A 15,750-nucleotide genomic window follows, 5' to 3' on the forward strand; every position below is an offset into this window, starting at 1 on the left:
TGATTTTATCAAAGATTTACAATCCAAGAAAGAATAATTCAGTATTATTACGTAAAGATGGCTCGCTCTAAAATGAATTTCTAAAGAGAAAAAGCATGTCAAAATTGCTGAATAAAGTCTTAAGTGCTATTTATTTTTCATTGTGATTGTGTGGAGTGTTTAAAAATATGGTTTCATCTATAACTCGGACATCGGGCATTTCTGGGGGTTCTACTTCTGAAGTTGAGGGATTGGGCAAAGGGATTGAGAGCAGTTTTGGACTGAATTTAATCCCATTACCAGCAAATCCTTTATTTGGCACAGATGGGATTCGCGGACGAGTCGGAGAATTACTGAATGCGCCTTTAGCATTGCAAGTTGGTTTTTGGACGGGGATTGTTTTACGTAACCATGCTACTCAAGTAGGGCCAGTCATTCTCGGACAGGACTCTAGAAACTCCAGCGATATGCTGGCAATGGCTTTGAGTGCAGGGTTAACAGCAGCGGGGTTAGAGGTTTGGTATTTGGGATTATGTCCGACTCCTTGCGTTGCCTATCTCACCAGCGTCACTGATGCCATTGGCGGAGTGATGATTTCTGCCAGCCATAATCCTCCAGAAGACAATGGGATTAAGGTTTTTGGTGCCAATGGTGGGAAGTTGCCGCAAATATTGCAGACAGAAATTGAAGCGGGACTGCGTGGCAAGATATCACCGATCGCTAGAGTCAGTAATTGCGGACGGCATTACTCACGTTTCGAGTTAGTGGAAGATTATAGCTCGGCGTTGAAAAAACCCTTAAACGGTGCCCTAAATCTTCAGGGAATGAAGATTGTTTTAGACTTGGCGTGGGGAGCCGCAGTTGGGTTAGCACCATCAGTATTTACACAAATGGGGGCGGAGGTAATCTGCTTGCATAACGAAGCAGATGGCGATCGCATTAATGTTAACTGCGGTTCCACGCACCTAGACATTTTGGCAGCAACGGTACAAGAACACAACGCCGACATCGGCTTTGGCTTCGATGGCGATGCCGATCGCGTCTTAGCAGTAGATAATACAGGCAGGCAAGTTAACGGCGATTATATTCTCTACCTGTGGGGACGACAATTACAACAAAACCACCAATTGCCAAACAACTTGATTGTATCTACAGTCATGGCCAACTTAGGCTTTGAGAAAGCTTGGCAGCAAATTGGTGGAAACTTAATTCGTACCGCAGTTGGCGACCAATACGTACAAGCAGAAATGCAGCGCACTGGGGGAATGCTAGGTGGCGAACAATCAGGGCATATTCTTTGCCGTCACTATGCCGTCACAGGAGATGGCTTGTTAACCGCGTTACACATAGCATCTTTGGTGAAAGAGGCGGGTGTTCCCTTGAGCGAATTAGTAGATCGAAGCTTCCAAACCTATCCACAATTGTTGCGGAACGTGCGCGTTGTCGATCGCGATCGCCGTTTGGGATGGCAAGATTGCCAACCTGTGCAACAAGCGATCGCTCTTGCTGAAGCTGCAATGGGCGATTCCGGCAGAATTTTGGTTCGCGCCTCTGGCACAGAACCAGTCATCAGAGTAATGGTGGAAGCAGCCAATGCCGAACTCGCCAACTACTGGACAAATGAACTAGTTTCCAAAGTACAGCAGCATCTGATGGATTAAATTAGCTAATATTTCATCTCATCTGCAAAAAAACCCAAGTTTAATCACAGCTTCTACGAATTAACCACCCTTGGTTATGTCTAGAAGCTGTGACATTTTGATTGCCTATTAAACCTGAATTATCCAATACGTTTCGGTTAAGGTTTTTTGATGAAAATTGTAATTAGATTTGATAATTGATAAAAATACACAAGATAAAAATACTTAAATTCAGGGAGACAACATTGTTTTACTAAATAATTTTTCCTTCAATTAAATCCTCCCCTATGTTCAGTTTTTACCCAGCGCGATCGCTCCTTTTGCACACACATCTTTGAAGTGGCCACAATCATCACAGGAATCCAATGCACCATGTATAATGACCCTTGAATTGTTGCCCAAACCAAAGACCATCCTCGTAAATTTTGAAATTGGTAAAGTCCAGCAATAAAAGCAATTGTCAGAATGATGCTGAGTAGTGTCTGGAGGGGAAACAGAACTGGATGATGGCTATAAAATATTGTCCAAAGTAAGTCAGGTATTAGTCCAATTGGTAGAAGAAATTGCAATATAAAAAATAATATTAAATCAATTTCTTTTGCCCAACCTAAAGTAAAAATTTGCGGAAAATAATCTAGATAACGCTGATAGCCACCTTCAGCCCAACGACAGCGTTGATTCCAAAGTTTTTCCCAAGTAGTTACACCTTCTTCCTGAATTGATGCAACTGTAACAAACTCAATTTCCGTACCTGCTAAATAAAGTTTGAAACAAAGATCCAAATCATCGGTGACAGTGTTCTCATTCCAACCTTGACACTTTTCTAACAATTCCCGACGAACTAACATCCCATTACCGCGCAGTTCAGACATGCCACCAATAGCAATGCGATGGGTTTGTAGAAAGCTATCACAGCACATTTCCATCTGCTGACAACGGGTTAAAAAATTGGTATTAGCATTAGAAATTGCTTTTCGCACTTGCACTGCACCGATCGCTTGCTTCTGAAACAGAGGTACTGTTTGCCGGAGAAAATTAGCTCTTAACTGAGCATCTGCATCACAGACTAAGATAATCTCCCCTTGAGTAAAGGGAAACACTGCATTCAATGCGCCTGATTTACCACCTTTTGATTCCCGTCGATGAACTCGTAAAGCTGGAAATTGAGTTTGTAATTCTTTCAAAACTTGAGGAGTTTCGTCAGTACTACCATCATCAACAACCCAGATATCTAGCGAATCGCTGGGATAATTCAGTTGGCATAAGCTGTAAACTAGATTAGCCAAGACTGGACTTTCATTTTTAGCCGGAACTAAAATCGAGACTGACGGTAAATAAATTTCACTCTCCATCACTGCCGCAGCTGGTTTAGCTAACAGCATCCGTAACGTTTGCACAGTCAGGATTGCCGTTAATCCCAGCATCAACCATTGTGTTTCTGGTAGCCAGTGCAGCAAACTCACACCACCCCAAACTAATAAAACTACTATGGTTGCTTTGAGACGGCGATGAAAGCTAATATTTTTACTAGGCTGATAGATACTTCTTCCCACTTTATTTGTTATATCCTTTCGGTTCGTGGCTTAGTCCGGCGACGTAATAATAGCATCGTCACTGCTCCCAAAAGGAAACCGCCTACACCTGCTGCAACTGCTAGAATGCGCCCCAATTGTTGGGCAGCATTCAACACTGGGTTATTCAACAGATTGGAGGAGAAATGTAGCGATTGAATCGTCCATTTATCTTGGAGTTTTTGCAGCACTGCTGTCCATCGCAACGCCATATCAGCCGCTTTCCCATCTTTGAAAGAAAAGGATGCGATCGCTTCTCCAGAGGCAATATCTATTTCTGGAGTAAGAAATGTTCTTATAGTATCTCCTTTTAGTTGCATTTGGATATCTTTAATGGAACTGGAAAACTGCTGATTCCAGTACTTTTCAAACTCAGGAACTTTGTGAAAAATCTGATTATCAACTGTTGTGATTGTAAAATTTGGATGCAAGTAAGGCTGTATTTTGGCAAAATCACGAGTGTTTAGGGCTTGCAGGGCAATATCCCGCGTGCGAATAATTGCATTTATCTCCTGTGGGTTGACATCTGCTAGAGCGGATTGGGGTAGATTCCAAATTCCCAACACTAACAAAACACTCCAAAGTAGCTGAGTGCATTTGTATATGCTTGCTCGTCTCTGTTTCATCATCTAAAAAACCTGTAGATTGGGTGACGCTTACCGATAATTGTTTTAATTTTAATACCCACATTTTGCCACTTCTGTTGACTAGGGCTGATTAAAATAATTTTTACAAAGATGTTTCGACTACGCTCAACAATTAGGTAGGAAGCTTTCCGCAGATACTCGCCACAAATCTGGTACACTATGTTTTAGTTGGCGCTGTCGCAAAATCTCAACTCCCGCGACTGTCGCCACTCTATAAAAAATTTTTTCCATATACACAAGCTTTAATTTGGTAGGGTGCGTTATGGAATTTATTCCTAACTCACCGAAAATCTTTGACGGTGGGTTACTCTGACGCGATAACATACTCTACAAAATGAGGTTATTGAGTTAGGAGGCTGAGAAATCTAAACTTTGCTGAAAACAGATCAGCAGTTCATTCAATGCAGCCATATCAATTAAAAATGCGTCATGTCCGTGGGTTGAATTCAGGCACGCCAGTTGAGCATTAGGGATTAAATTTGCCAATTCTTGTTGTTCTACTGGAGGATAGAGGATGTCAGAATCAATTGCAACAACTAAAGCTGGTTGCTGGATGCTTTGCAGAATAGATTCATAATCTGACAAATCAGGACTGGTGCGATCGCGTGCAATATCGTGGCGATCCATTGCATGGGTGAGAGTGATGTAAGTGTTGGCATCAAATCGTTCTGTTAGCTTTTGACCCTGATGCTGTAAGTAACTGGTTACAGTAAACTGTTCAGATGCATCATACTCGCGTCCAAAGCGGCTTGTAAAACTATCCCAAGAACGGTAAGTAGCCATCGCCATCATCCGCGCTACTGCTAGTCCTTGGTTTGGCGGCGCCTCCAGAGTATAGTTCCCTCCTTGCCAGTTTGGATCGGCATAAATTGCCTGTCTTTGGGCTTCACTCAATCCAATACACCAAGCTGAATGTCTGCCAGAAACAGCAATGGGTGCGATCGCTTCCACCTTTTCTGGATATAACAACGCCCACTCCAGTGCTTGCATTCCACCGAGCGAGCCACCAATTACTAACCGCAGAGATTGAACACCCAGGTATTCTAATAGTGCAACTTGCAGGTGAACCATATCTCGGATTGTAATTTTAGGGAAGGATACACCATAAGGATTTCCCGTTATGGGGCTGATAGTAGTTGGCCCAGTTGTGCCGTAACAACTTCCCAAAATGTTGCTGCATACAATAAAGTCGCGTTCTGGATTGAAGGCTTTCTCTGAACCAAATAAAGGTTCCCACCAATCATCAGCATCAGCCGAACCAGTTAAAGCATGACAAATCAGTACCCCATTATCGCCTTGAGCATTTAACTGTCCCCAAGTGCGATAAGCAACCTGAACCCCAATTAATGTTTCGCCGCCTTCTAGTTGAAATGGCATTGTCAGTTGGTAAAACTGGGTTTGCGGTGAGATGAAGTCTGAGTAGATCATATCTGGAGTGGGGAGTGGGGGCAGGGGAGCAATACTGCTTGGTTAAAGGGAAAAGGGTAAGGGGAAAAGGGTTGGAAAGCTCGATATATAAGGTTTTTCTCCCCTTTAACTTTTTCCCTTTCCCCCAAAACCCGACAAGTATTGAGTAGGGGAGAAGTTGCAGTAAGTTTTTCCCCTGTGCCCCATTCCCAATGCCCCATTCCCCATTCCCCATTTTTTAACTCTTAACTTGCTGGAATGCTTGCTCAAAATCTTCTTTGATATCGTCGATATGTTCAATTCCCACCGATACTCGCACCAAATCGGGTTTCACACCGGCTGAAAGCTGTTCGTCATCACTTAGCTGTTGATGGGTTGTAGAAGCGGGATGAATGACGAGAGTTTTCGCATCACCAACATTTGCTAAATGACTCGCTAGTTTCACATGATTAATAAAAGCTCTACCTGCCTCCAATCCACCTTTGATGCCAAAATTTAAAACTCCCCCAAACCCATGCCGGAGATATTTCTTCGCTCGTTCATAATCGGGGTGATTGGGAAGTCCGGGATAATTAACCCAAGATACTTGCTCTTGTTGCTCTAACCACTGAGCCAATTCTAGGGCATTACTTACATGCCGATCGACACGTAGCGAGAGAGTCTCTAATCCTTGCAGTAACAGAAAGGCGTTAAATGGACTCAAAGCTGGGCCAAAATCCCGTAATCCCTCGACTCTGGCGCGAATAATAAAGGCAATGTTGCCAAATGTTCCACTAGGGCCAAACACTTCTTGAAAATTTAGCCCATGATAGCCGGGTGCTGGCTCAGTAAATAGGGGAAATTTGCCGTTACCCCAGTCAAATTTGCCAGAATCGACAATTACGCCACCGATGGAAGTACCATGTCCACCAATCCATTTAGTTGCAGATTCCACTACAATGTCTGCACCATGTTCAATTGGTCGAGCTAAATACCCACCAGCACCGAAGGTATTATCCACAATTAAAGGAATGCCGTTTTCGTGGGCAATGTGAGCTAAAGCGGCAAAGTCGGGAATATTGAATTGAGGATTGCCAATGGTTTCAACGTATAGGGCTTTGGTGCGATCGTCGATCGCTTGACGAAAACTTTCTGGGTCATTTCCCTCAACAAACTTGACTTTAATACCTAAACGTGGTATAGAAACTTTAAATTGGTTATATGTTCCACCATACAGAAAACTAGTGGAAACAATATTATCCCCAGTCTGAGCGATGGTACTGATTGCCAAGAATTGCGCCGCTTGACCACTAGCGGTTGCTAATGCTGCTACACCTCCTTCTAAAGCAGCAATCCGCTTTTCAAATACATCCGTCGTCGGGTTCATGATGCGGGTGTAAATGTTACCAAATTCCTGGAGAGCAAATAACCGCGCTCCGTGGTCGGCGTCGTCAAAAACGTAGGAAGTCGTTTGGTAAATCGGTACAGCACGAGCATTAGTTCCAGGAGCCGGCTCTTGTCCAGCATGAACTTGCAGGGTTTCAAAACGATATTGTTCTGACATAAGCAGTTATTTGAGTTTCCATTTATACAAACAATTAATAATGATTGAGCCTTATTTTGGATGAATCAACTGTAATTTGGAAGGCTTACCGTATTTTAACTGGTTGCGTCCAGGATTCCTCATCTATAGGACAACAAGTTGGAAAATAGAAAACGGAAATTAACACCTCTTAATTTTTTTATAAAAAAGCGTCTGAGTCATCATGCAAATAGACCAACCTTTTAAAATTAATGCTGCCCAACCAGACAAACTAAAACAATTTTTTCCCAAGATTTCCACCCCTAAACTCAATATTATCCTGTATCCGTTGCTAATACTAATTCAATTAATGCTTGCAACACATCTGTGGTTAAAGACGCGATGAATCGCGTCTCTACAAATGGTCTATTTATCGCATTCTTTTTTCAAATTTGTATAAATTATTCACTCAGTTTTTTATTTTTAAGCAAAAATTGCTCTAGATCGTGATATTGCCCTTTGAAGAAGGCATACTGTTTTAGTACACCTTGACTGTGAAAACCTAACTTTTTTAGCAACTTTTTAGAAGCGATATTTTCTAGCATGACTTGGGCAACAACGAAACGCAAACCCATTTTCTCAAACCCAAATTGCAAGATAGTATCCACTGCCTCAGTCATCATACCTTGTCTCCAAAAAGTACTGGCAAGCTCATAACCGACTTCAGCAGCGTGTTCTTGTGGGTTCCAGGTAAACCCACAAGAACCAATCAAAACGTTATCTTGCTTATGGACAATTCCCCAGCGAATTCCATCTCCTCGCTCAAACCGCTTGGCTCTACGTCCAATGACAGCGATCGCTTCTTTAATAGAAGTGAAGGTATCAAGATCGTGAAACAGAGTCACGCCTGGATCGGAGAATATAGTAAAGATAGCCTCAGCATCCTGTAACGTTGTCTCACGAAGAAGCAGCCTTTCTGTTTCTAATTGAGGAAAGGAAGATAGTAAAAAGCCGTTGCTCATAGTTGCGACTAACGATCTGAGGTTAAAGCTAAATTAGCGATCGCCACAGTAACAATTTCATTAGGCTCAAGGCTGAATAGTCTTCGCCGACTGGTTAAATAACAAATCTCGTAACTTATCTGGATCGATCGCTTCAGTTTTGAATGCTTCTGCTTTTTCGTAGGCGCGAATTGTTGCTGGACGCGCTTTAATTGTCTCAAACCAGCGCTTGAGGTGAGGAAAATCCTCTAGGTTTTGACTTTGGAGTTCATGCGGTACAATCCAGGGATAAGCAGCAATATCGGCGATGGAATAATCGCCAGCCACAAATTCTTTATCTGCTAGTTGCTTATTCAGCACTGCATATAAGCGTCCCGTCTCATTCACATAGCGCTTAATGGCATATTCAATCTTTTCGGGAGCATAAGTACTAAAGTGATGATTTTGTCCCGCCATTGGCCCTAATCCTGCCATTTGCCAGAACAACCATTCTAAAACTTGAGTGCGATCGCGTAAATCTTGAGGGATTAATTTCCCGGTTTTTTCTGCCAAATATAGCAAGATTGCCCCAGACTCAAATACCGAAATTGGCGCACCTCCATCTACTGGCTCGCGGTCAACGATCGCAGGCATACGATTGTTAGGAGAAATCTTCAGAAATTCTGGCTTAAATTGATCCCCAGCCCCAATATTCACAGGAATTATGCTGTATGGTAAGCCGACTTCTTCTAAGAAAATGGTGATTTTATGACCGTTTGGGGTTGTCCAATAATAAAGATCGATCATGATTATTTTTCCTAAAATTGTGCGATTGTTTTGTATGTTAATAGTGTGTTACAGACATCTCTTAATTACGAATTAGATTGTGGTGCTTTTGCAATCGCAGCCCAAACTCTATGGTGAACCTGAAGAATTGGTGTAGGATATTGTGTTTCGAGCAATGTTGCCAATTCCTGGTCAAATACTTCTACCTTTTCTGGTGTCAAACTGGCTCCTACACCAGCACTAGCACGAATTCGTCCCCGCCAAGCTTCGTGTGTATAAGACACAAAGATATCGTAAGAAAATGTGCGGATTTCTCGGAATCCTCCTTCGCCAATATCTTGTAACCACAAGGGATACAATCCATTACCGCCGCCCAAATTCCACGCGGGATTATGAGCTTTGATTAGTTGTTCCGTTGCGTGAACTACATTACCTTTTAAGGGTATCCAATCAAAATGTGCGATCGCAAGCAAGCCATTTACTCTCAATATACGAGTAATTTCCTTGACAGCACGCGGACGGTCAAACCAATGCCAACACTGTCCAGCTGTCACCACATCCGCACTAGCGTCTGGTAACTCGGTATTCTCGGCACTTGCAACTCGATAATCTACTTTAAGTTGCACAGATTCACTTAATAGTCTGGCTTGTTCTAAAAGTGAGGCTGATGGGTCTATACCAATTACATAAGCACCTCTATCGGCAAACCCCCGCGCCAGTGTTCCTGTTCCTGTACCGAGGTCAACAATATTTTGCCCTGGTAAACCTATACCATATTCAGACAATTTGTTAAATAATGAACTAGGAAACCCAGCGCGGTGTTTTGCATAATCAGTAGCAGTTGCACCAAAATCAATTTTCATACCTACAAAACTATTCTTGTAACAATTGTCTAGGCTAGAAGTTCTCTACCCACGGACGTAGTTCTATTTCCCATGTCCAAGCACTGCGGGGTTGGCGTAGAATACTCAGATAAGTTTGAGCGATCGCATCCGGGTCAAGGGTACTATCAGGATTATCAGCTGGATCTTGGCGAACTGCTGAACGGATTGCACCATCAATCACGAAATGCGCCACATGAATATTTTTTGGTGCTAATTCTCTAGCAATACTCTGAGCCAAACCGCGTAGTGCAAATTTACCCATTGCAAAGGGAGCAGACAGAGGATAACCCTTAACACTGGCTGAGGCTCCAGTAAAAAATATAGCACCACCACCAAGTTGCAAAAACCTTTTGGTAGCAGCTTGAGCCACAAGAAAGCCACCATAAGCAGTGACATCTAGGGTTTTTGCCACTTCACCAGGATCTAAATCGACAAGAGGCCCCCGCACCCGAAAACTGGGATTATAAATGACAATATTTGGGGAACCTACTTTATTATCAATATCAATAAATAACTGTTCTACTTCATCTGGCTTTGAGGCATCTGCGGCGAAACTAACCGCCCCAATTTCACTGCTCAATTGAGTAAGTTTTTCAATTTGGCGAGCCGCTAAAGCTATGGTAAATCCTTCTTTGGCAAATAAGCGAGCTAAAGAAGCGCTCAGTCCATTACCTGCACCGACAATTAAAGCTGTTGTTGGCATAAATTCAATTCTCCTAGTTCTGCAAAATTTTAGTTCCCTTTCTCTCCAAGGGATAAGGAGTTATATCATGTCCGCTTGATTGCTTATTAAACCCGAAGAACCCCTCCCCGCAAGCGGCTACGGTGTACACACAAGTGCTGTCCACATACACTTCAACTCTTTTACCCACATTTTAAACCGTCACACTTATTGACATCCCGCCCAGAACTAAAGTTCAGGGCTATAAGACTCGGAATTCATTCCGAGGCGGATAGAAACGTAGCGCGAGATTTATTAATAAAGATATGGCTGCGAGAAGACTTGTGTGTACACAGTAGCCCAAAGGGAGAGGGTTGGAGTGAGGGCTGATATTAGACCTCTTGGCATTTGTGCTTTTTGCAAGAGGGGGAAAAGGGTAAAGGTTAAAGGGGAAAGGGACTTTTGCAGAACCTTTTCCCCTTCCCCTTTCCCCTTATCCCCAGAGGGGGCCCCACCTTCCCCTTTTCCCGACTTATGCAAGAAGTCTATTCCATAATTCTGCACCTAAGACAAACTCATCTGTCCCCTTATTTTTCCCCTTTTTTATTCCAGGCTTAGTACTCTTGGCCTATTGTGTGCGTAGTTGTTGAATGTCGGCGGTGAAATTGTGGAAGCGGTTGTAAGTTTTAGCTAATCCTTCAGAGAATGCAAATTATCAAAACGTTGCTGTACATTTATAACCACTTGCGATCGCAGCTTAATTCCACACTTTTATTAAGATAACGTATACTATAGTGGGCTGCTACCGCCAGCAAGGGAGGTAGAGCAGCCCAATGAGCAGCATTTATTTCAGCCAGAGAAACGAGATTTCAAAAGGGTTGGGGCTGAAGTATGACACCAATGCCCTCAACCCTCACCCGCTCTTAAGCGTTAAGCTCTTCCTCTTGATGGGTTTGGATAGTGCAATCAGAAGTAGCGTAGGCAACGCAGGTGAGAACCCATCCTGCATCAATTTGATCGTTGTCTAGGAAATTTTGATCGTCTTGGTTAACTGTACCTGAAATCAGTTTGCCGGTGCAGGTAGAGCAAGAACCAGCGTTACAGGAATAAGGCAAGTCCAGATTATATTCTTCGTTAGCGATCTCTAGGATGTACTCATCATCAGGGACTTCAATTTCTTTTTCGCCGTCTGGGGTACGCAATGTAACTTTGTAAGTTGCCATGTAAAAATTCCTAACTCAATATAAACTCCATTTTCGATACTACGGGTTTATGTGCAGCTAGTCTAGAGTGAAATCTAGTTGATTATTTTACATCTTGAGATGCTTAATTTTAATCTCAAGTAGGAGTAAAAAATGCTGCGATCGCTTCAGCAAATCCCTCAAATGAACTATAATTTCTAGCCACTATAGAGACATTCATACCCAACTTTTGGGCGTTAGCTGTTGTATAAGGGCCAAAACATGCAATTACACAATGTTCGTAATCGCTTTGTAACTTGACCATTGTCAAAAAGCTTTCTACTTCCGCCGTGCTACTAAAAGCAATTACATCAATAATTCCTTCACGTATCAGGTTTAATTCCATACCGTAGATAGTTTTATCTAAACCCTGCGTAATATATGTGGGTACGCGAGTTACTTCTACGCCCAATTGCTGCAAATCCCTAATTAAATTGGGTACAACATCGGGTTCAGGCAAACCCACAACTTCTGGAGCCGGGATCAGCACTTTTTTCTCATGAATTTGCGGGAGTTTCGCTAATTCAGCCACAATTCCGGCTGGGCTAGATTCTCTTGGGATTAAATCCACCTTGCCACAAAAAGACAATAAGCTTTCTGCATCTTTTCCTAATGCACATAAGTGGCATTTTTGTACTAAAGATATAGAAATATTCAAATCATTTATACGCTGAAAAAATGCTGTGATTCCGTTTCGACTTGTGAAGAGAATCCAATCAAATTCGTTTATATCGGCTAAAGCGGCATCTAACTGAGTGTAGTTTGATAAATAGCGGGTTTCGATAGTAGGCATGAAAACAGGTAAACCACCTTTTTTGATGATTTGTTCGGATAACCTATAAGCATAATTTCTCGGTGCTGTTACTAAAATTCTCTTGCCATAGAGAGGTAAGTTTCTAGATGGAGTCAACAGGTTGATTTCTCTTGATTCGGTGTGCATTTGTTTCTCAAAACAGAATTCAGGAGTCAGAAGTCAGAATTCAGCATGAATTCTGTACTACGGCTAGAGTGAGCGCTCACTTAGCCGTCGTAAGCTGAATAATAGACCTCTTGCAAAAATATATTTTTGCAAGAGAGGGAAAAGGGTAAAGGGAAAAGATTTTGAGTTTCTTTTACCTTTTTCCCTTCCCCTTTACCCTGACTTTTGCAAGAAGTCTAATATAGCGCAATACAGATGTAGAGACGCAATTTATCGCGTCTTGAAAGACCAATTATCTACACTAATAACCAACAGTATTGGAATATAGCGGTTCTCGCTTGAGTGAAGTACAAGAATTCAGCAACACGAAAAAGCTGATGTAAATCCTAGCCATTTTTCTAGGATGAATTACTCCCCATTTTTCCGATGTCACCTGTGCTGAGAAAACGGCACGATCTGAATATCTAAAAACATTTGCGGAAAAATCTTATGTCTTCATTACTGGCTTTGTCGAACAGTTTAGCTGACACCGTAGAACAAGCTGGAAGTGCTGTGGTTGCAGTAAATGGTGGTACTCGTGTTTCCCCAAGCGGCATTCATTGGCGTAATGGCATCATTGTTACCTCTGATGAGTGCCTTCAGCGCTATGACGATATCACCATTACTTTATCAAATGGTAGCACTGCACCAGTAACACTCATCGGTCATGACTCTAGCACCGATATAGCTGTTTTTAAGCTAGAAAATGTAGAAATACCTGTGGCAAAAGTTGGCGATGCCAAAACACTCAAAGTTGGGCATTTGGTACTAGGACTGGCAAGAGGTAGCGAAGGTGACTTAAGGGCGGCGATGGGTGCAGTGAGTGTGGTTAGCGGTGCTTGGCGGAGTATGAGTGGCGGGAATATTGACCAATTTATCCGCCCGGATATCACCCTTTACTCTGGCTTTGCGGGTGGGCCGCTTGTAGATGCGGGTGGTTTTGTGGTAGGCATGAATACATCGGGGCGGCGTGGTACTGCTCTAACAATTCCAACTGCTACAGTCGATCGCGTGGTTGATCAGTTAGTAGCAAAAGGACGCATTTCTAAGGGCTACTTGGGTGTGGGAATGCAACCTGTACGTTTACCAAAGAATCTGAAAACTGCTCTCAATTTAAGTTCGGCAACTGGGGTAATTGTTGTCAATGTTGAGGCTGCGGGGCCTGCTGACAATGCAGGTATACTGCTTGGCGATGTTTTGGTAACGTTCGATGGCGTAACTGTGGGCGATACAGGTGATGTGCTGGCGTTGCTCAATAGTAGCGATCGCATTGGTAAAACTGTCAACGTGCAAGTCGTGCGGGGTGGAGTGTTAATTGAGTTAGCGATCGCAGTTGGCGAACGACCTACCAAGGAGGAATAATCCAATTTGGGATGGGTTTAACTAGCTCTATCAAGATTTATCTAAATTTTCTATTCATTTGAGCTTCTGAACTCGGAACTTTCACCTCTGAACGCGGAACTTTGACCTTTTTGCTCGAACATTCAAGCTTTGAACGCGAAACTTCGACCTTTTTGCTCGAATGTTGAGCTTTTGAACGCGAAACTTTGACCTTTTTGCTCGAATGTTGAGCTTTTGAACGCGAAATTTCGACTTTTTTGCTCGAACGTTGAGCTTCTGAACTTGAAACTTCAACCTTTTTGCTCGAATGTTTGACTGATTTTACTTTGACACGCTCAAAAACTGTATAACATGGCAAACACAACATTAATTAACGTCGCTGCTGAACTGACAGAGGTAGCTGCTAAACTACGCGATCGCACTGTCAAAGTAAAAAGTGGCTCTCTGGGAGTCGGTTCTGGTGTAATTTGGCAACCTGACGGATTAATTATCACTAATGCCCATGTGGCAACTAGCAACCGCGCAACTGTGGAATTGGCAGATGGAAGAGTATTTGATGCGGTGCGCACACAATTCGATCCGCAGCAAGATTTAGCCGCCTTGAAAATTGTTGCCACTGATTTAACTGCCGCAACTATCGGCAATTCTGAAGCGCTACGAGTGGGTGAATTAGTCTTAGCGGTGGGTAATCCCTTTGCTGACAGTGGCGCTGTGACAACTGGAATTATCCATGCAAATAATCCACGAGCAGTTATGGCCGATTTGCGGCTGTATCCTGGAAACTCTGGAGGGCCACTTGCCGATTGTCTCGGTCGAGTTGTGGGAATTAATACGATGATTGTTAATGGTTTAGCTGTGGCAGTTCCTAGCAACACCGTTGAGCGTTTTTTACAGGGAAAAAGTCGTCCGCAGCTGGGAGTTACACTGCAACCTGTGCTTTTAAGTAGGCGGAGCTTGGGTTTATTAGTGCTGTCAATTTTACCTAACAGTGCGGCGGAAAATGCTGGTGTGCAAATCGGCGATGTTTTAGTTGGAGTTTCGGGGCGATTATTCACTAGCATGAATGACTTAACCAAATATCTCCATGAAAGTAAAGGATCTGTGCCGCTACAAATCCTACGCGGTAGACAGCAATTCGTGATTTATGTTGCCGTGCAGTCCGATCAAACTGCTGTGGAGGCGACATGATCCGAGTAATGGTAGTTGCTACTTCCCCTGTGGTGCGGGCAGGGTTATCAGCTGTGGTGACTACCAATCCTCGGCTGACGGTTGTGGGGAGCGCATCCGATTTGGATGTATTGGCGAGTGAAGTTGGGCAATTACAGCCGGATGTAGTACTGGTAGATTTGAGCGGTAATTTTCAACAATCGGTATGGGAAAAATTGCTGGTTATTCAAGAACAGCAATACCCATTAGGAATAATTGTCATTGTTGAAGAACTCGACAGCATCGACTTAGAGACGGCGTTACGTTCTGGTATTCGGGGAATATTGCCCAGTACTAGTACAGAGTCAGAAATTGTCGCAGCTGTGGAGGCGATCGCTTTTGGTTTACTGGTGCTGCACCCGGATGCTGTAGAATTACTGTCTATCCGCGAAAAAATCGTAACGAATCCCGTACAAACCTTGACACCACGAGAGATAGAGGTTTTAGGAATGCTTGGATCGGGGTTGGGAAATAAAGCGATCGCAAAACGCCTGCATATTTCTGAGCATACCGTCAAATTTCATCTCTCATCCATTTTTCAAAAGCTCAGTGTCTCCAGCCGCACCGAGGCTGTTGCTGTGGGTGTGCGACTGGGTTTGATTATGCTTTGATCTTTAGTTATTAGACTTCTTGGTATTGTGGGGAAAAGGGTAAGGGGTAAAGGGTAAAGGTATGGAATTTCCTTTACCCTTTAATATGCGCCCCTACGACAGGTATGGTTCAAATACATGAAAACTGCTGTAAGACAATACAGTTCAGAATGCAATACGGTTCGGCTAAAGGGGAAAGGTGAAAGGTTTTGAATACATCCTTTCCCCTTTACCCCTTACCCTTTCCCCAAACCACAAGAATGCTTATCCGAACCGTATTGGTTCAGAATGGGCAACAGAACCCAGATGTAGAGACGCGATTTATCGCGTTTTGAAAGACCAATTATCTACACTAATA

At 43.1% G+C, this 15,750-nt stretch carries 14 protein-coding genes; 4 read left to right on the forward strand and 10 right to left on the reverse strand.

Translation table 11 applies throughout. The features are described from left to right. Window positions 1-167 precede the first annotated feature (167 nt). Window positions 168-1,640, forward strand: coding sequence for a phosphoglucosamine mutase (gene glmM, locus V7K45_RS19875; protein WP_335006397.1), 1,473 nt, complete (start codon window positions 168-170; stop codon window positions 1,638-1,640). A 248-nt stretch (window positions 1,641-1,888) separates the two neighbouring features. Here glmM and V7K45_RS19880 read toward each other — a convergent pair whose 3' ends face one another. From V7K45_RS19880 to V7K45_RS19925, 10 genes are all read right to left on the reverse strand, one after another. Then, window positions 1,889-3,172, reverse strand: coding sequence for a glycosyltransferase (locus V7K45_RS19880; RefSeq protein WP_335006399.1), 1,284 nt, complete (start codon window positions 3,170-3,172; stop codon window positions 1,889-1,891). Between the two features lie 8 nt (window positions 3,173-3,180). Then, entirely contained in the window at window positions 3,181-3,819 is a 639-nt protein-coding gene (locus V7K45_RS19885; RefSeq protein WP_335006401.1) for a YybH family protein, read from the reverse strand. A gap of 366 nt (window positions 3,820-4,185) precedes the next feature. Then, complete coding sequence (metX, locus tag V7K45_RS19890) at window positions 4,186-5,265, reverse strand: homoserine O-acetyltransferase MetX (protein WP_335006403.1); 1,080 nt, start codon at window positions 5,263-5,265, stop codon at window positions 4,186-4,188. A 217-nt stretch (window positions 5,266-5,482) separates the two neighbouring features. After that, window positions 5,483-6,787, reverse strand: coding sequence for an O-acetylhomoserine aminocarboxypropyltransferase/cysteine synthase family protein (locus V7K45_RS19895; protein ID WP_335006405.1), 1,305 nt, complete (start codon window positions 6,785-6,787; stop codon window positions 5,483-5,485). Window positions 6,788-7,206: 419 nt separating this feature from the next. Continuing rightward, window positions 7,207-7,767 (reverse strand): GNAT family N-acetyltransferase, encoded by a 561-nt coding sequence (locus tag V7K45_RS19900; protein ID WP_335006407.1) that lies wholly within the window; start codon window positions 7,765-7,767, stop codon window positions 7,207-7,209. 66 nt (window positions 7,768-7,833) lie between these two features. Continuing rightward, window positions 7,834-8,532, reverse strand: a complete 699-nt coding sequence (locus tag V7K45_RS19905; protein WP_335006409.1) for a glutathione binding-like protein — start codon at window positions 8,530-8,532, stop codon at window positions 7,834-7,836. A gap of 65 nt (window positions 8,533-8,597) precedes the next feature. Beyond that, a complete protein-coding gene (locus V7K45_RS19910) occupies window positions 8,598-9,374 on the reverse strand; it encodes a class I SAM-dependent methyltransferase (RefSeq protein ID WP_335006412.1) in 777 nt (258 codons plus the stop codon). A 34-nt stretch (window positions 9,375-9,408) separates the two neighbouring features. After that, on the reverse strand, window positions 9,409-10,098 hold the full coding sequence (locus V7K45_RS19915; protein ID WP_335006414.1) for an SDR family NAD(P)-dependent oxidoreductase: 690 nt from the start codon (window positions 10,096-10,098) through the stop codon (window positions 9,409-9,411). An 881-nt stretch (window positions 10,099-10,979) separates the two neighbouring features. After that, complete coding sequence (locus V7K45_RS19920; protein WP_335006416.1) at window positions 10,980-11,279, reverse strand: 2Fe-2S iron-sulfur cluster-binding protein; 300 nt, start codon at window positions 11,277-11,279, stop codon at window positions 10,980-10,982. Window positions 11,280-11,394: 115 nt separating this feature from the next. Then, the gene (locus V7K45_RS19925) at window positions 11,395-12,237 is read right to left on the reverse strand and encodes a uroporphyrinogen-III synthase (RefSeq protein ID WP_335006418.1); all 843 of its coding nucleotides are present in this window, start codon (window positions 12,235-12,237) and stop codon (window positions 11,395-11,397) included. Window positions 12,238-12,705: 468 nt separating this feature from the next. On the opposite strand from V7K45_RS19925, the gene V7K45_RS19930 reads away from it, so the two are divergent. The 3 genes from V7K45_RS19930 (at window position 12,706) to V7K45_RS19940 (ending at window position 15,413) form a co-directional block, all read left to right on the forward strand. Beyond that, window positions 12,706-13,617: a S1C family serine protease gene (locus V7K45_RS19930; protein WP_335006420.1), complete on the forward strand. Its 912-nt coding sequence runs from the start codon at window positions 12,706-12,708 to the stop codon at window positions 13,615-13,617. 330 nt (window positions 13,618-13,947) lie between these two features. After that, window positions 13,948-14,784 (forward strand): S1C family serine protease, encoded by an 837-nt coding sequence (locus V7K45_RS19935; RefSeq protein WP_335006422.1) that lies wholly within the window; start codon window positions 13,948-13,950, stop codon window positions 14,782-14,784. Then, window positions 14,781-15,413, forward strand: a complete 633-nt coding sequence (locus V7K45_RS19940) for a response regulator transcription factor (RefSeq protein WP_335006424.1) — start codon at window positions 14,781-14,783, stop codon at window positions 15,411-15,413. The genes V7K45_RS19935 and V7K45_RS19940 overlap by 4 nt, the downstream gene beginning before the upstream one ends. Window positions 15,414-15,750 lie beyond the last annotated feature (337 nt).

It is taken from the genome of Nostoc sp., from assembly GCF_036917375.1.
In the GTDB taxonomy this organism is placed as follows: domain Bacteria; phylum Cyanobacteriota; class Cyanobacteriia; order Cyanobacteriales; family Nostocaceae; genus Nostoc.

Excerpts from the sequence above, each read along its gene's own strand:
- V7K45_RS19935 (WP_335006422.1), top strand. The coding sequence starts at position 13,948 with ATGGCAAACACAACATTAATTAACGTCGCTGCTGAACTGACAGAGGTA.
- V7K45_RS19895 (WP_335006405.1), bottom strand. The coding sequence starts at position 6,787 with ATGTCAGAACAATATCGTTTTGAAACCCTGCAAGTTCATGCTGGACAA.
- V7K45_RS19900 (WP_335006407.1), bottom strand. The coding sequence starts at position 7,767 with ATGAGCAACGGCTTTTTACTATCTTCCTTTCCTCAATTAGAAACAGAA.
- V7K45_RS19905 (WP_335006409.1), bottom strand. The coding sequence starts at position 8,532 with ATGATCGATCTTTATTATTGGACAACCCCAAACGGTCATAAAATCACC.
- V7K45_RS19930 (WP_335006420.1), top strand. The coding sequence starts at position 12,706 with ATGTCTTCATTACTGGCTTTGTCGAACAGTTTAGCTGACACCGTAGAA.
- metX (WP_335006403.1), bottom strand. The coding sequence starts at position 5,265 with ATGATCTACTCAGACTTCATCTCACCGCAAACCCAGTTTTACCAACTG.
- V7K45_RS19925 (WP_335006418.1), bottom strand. The coding sequence starts at position 12,237 with ATGCACACCGAATCAAGAGAAATCAACCTGTTGACTCCATCTAGAAAC.
- V7K45_RS19940 (WP_335006424.1), top strand. The coding sequence starts at position 14,781 with ATGATCCGAGTAATGGTAGTTGCTACTTCCCCTGTGGTGCGGGCAGGG.
- V7K45_RS19915 (WP_335006414.1), bottom strand. The coding sequence starts at position 10,098 with ATGCCAACAACAGCTTTAATTGTCGGTGCAGGTAATGGACTGAGCGCT.
- V7K45_RS19910 (WP_335006412.1), bottom strand. The coding sequence starts at position 9,374 with ATGAAAATTGATTTTGGTGCAACTGCTACTGATTATGCAAAACACCGC.
- V7K45_RS19920 (WP_335006416.1), bottom strand. The coding sequence starts at position 11,279 with ATGGCAACTTACAAAGTTACATTGCGTACCCCAGACGGCGAAAAAGAA.
- glmM (WP_335006397.1), top strand. The coding sequence starts at position 168 with ATGGTTTCATCTATAACTCGGACATCGGGCATTTCTGGGGGTTCTACT.
- V7K45_RS19885 (WP_335006401.1), bottom strand. The coding sequence starts at position 3,819 with ATGATGAAACAGAGACGAGCAAGCATATACAAATGCACTCAGCTACTT.